We start from the raw sequence: 1266 nt of genomic DNA on the forward strand, positions 1-1266 counted from the left end.
CTCGACGCCCGACCACGGCCACCGGCGCTGCGTGGGTCAGCGCATCTTCTGCTGCGCGTCGGTCAGCTTCGCCTTCACCGACTGCTCGGTGACCGGCTTGCCGCTCGCCGCGTCGGCGAACAACTCCTTCATCGCGGTGCCGACCAGGGTCTCGAAGGTGCTCTCGTCGGGCACCTGCGGCAGCGGGGCGGCGGTGGTGACCAGCGTCTCCTGGATGCTCTTCTGCTCCGGCGCGCTGAACGCCGGGTCGGAGGCAGCGGTCTTCACGGCCGGCAGCGAGCCGTACGTCTTGTTGAGGAGCGTCTGCTCCTCGTCGCTGGTCATGAACTTGACGAAGCTCAGTGCGCCGTCCTTGTTCTTGGTGTGCTTGAAGACCGCCATGTTGATGCCGGCGACCATGCTGTTGACCTTCTTGCCGCCGGCCGGCGGGCTGGCCAGGAACGGCACCGGGGCCACCCCGTACGCGTCGGCGGGCATGTTCTGCGTCTTGAGGTTCGAGCCGGCGGACTGCCAGAGCAGCATGGCGGCCTTGCCGTTGGCGAAGTCGGAGACCGACTGGTTCTGCGCGTACTCCGCGTTGCTCGGGTTGGTGATCTTGTCGGCGGCCATGAAGTCGATGTAGCGCTTGATGGCCGAGACGTTCTGCGGGGTGTCGAAGGTCGGCTTGCCGGCCGAGTCGAACCACTCACCGCCGTACTGCTGGCTGAAGGTGAAGGCGTGGTGCGCGTTCTCCGACGGGTTGGCGCCCTCGATCGCCAGGCCCCACTTGCCGCCGGTGCTGAGCTTCTTGCCGTACTCGGCGAGCTGCTCCCAGGTGGTCGGCGGCGCGGTGATGCCGGCGTCGGCGAACGACTTCTTGTTGTAGTACAGGCTGTACGCCATGCTGTAGAGCGGCACGGCGGCCGGCGGCTTGCCGGGGGCGCCGGCGGCGGCGAGCGCGGCGGGCACGATCCGGTCCTTGCCGCCCACGGCCTGCAGGGCGGCGTCGTCGAACTCGACGAGCGCGCCGGTGGCCTGCAACGACGCCGACCAGGTGTTGCCGATGTTCACCACGTCCGGGCCCTTGCCCGAGGCGGCGGCGGCGAGCAGCCGGTTGAGCAGGTCCGACCAGGGGACGACCTCGACGTTGACCTTGATGCCGGACTGCTTCTCGAACTTGTCCAGCTCCGGCTGGAGGATGGTCTTGTCGGCCTCCAGGCTGGCGCCCTGGTTGCTGGCCCAGTAGGTGAGGGTCTTGGGCGATGCGGCGGAGTCGTCGCCGGAGCC

Annotated in this window: 1 protein-coding gene; it reads right to left on the reverse strand. The window is 68.6% G+C overall.

Going from position 1 to position 1266, the window contains the following annotated elements; translation table 11 throughout:
* Positions 1–36: 36 nt before the first annotated feature.
* Positions 37–1266: sugar ABC transporter substrate-binding protein (locus AB0J68_RS32320; RefSeq protein ID WP_363942702.1), on the reverse strand; the 1230-nt coding region annotated here is incomplete at its 5' end.

The organism is Micromonospora sp. NPDC049580 (assembly GCF_040675595.1).
In the GTDB taxonomy this organism is placed as follows: domain Bacteria; phylum Actinomycetota; class Actinomycetes; order Mycobacteriales; family Micromonosporaceae; genus Micromonospora.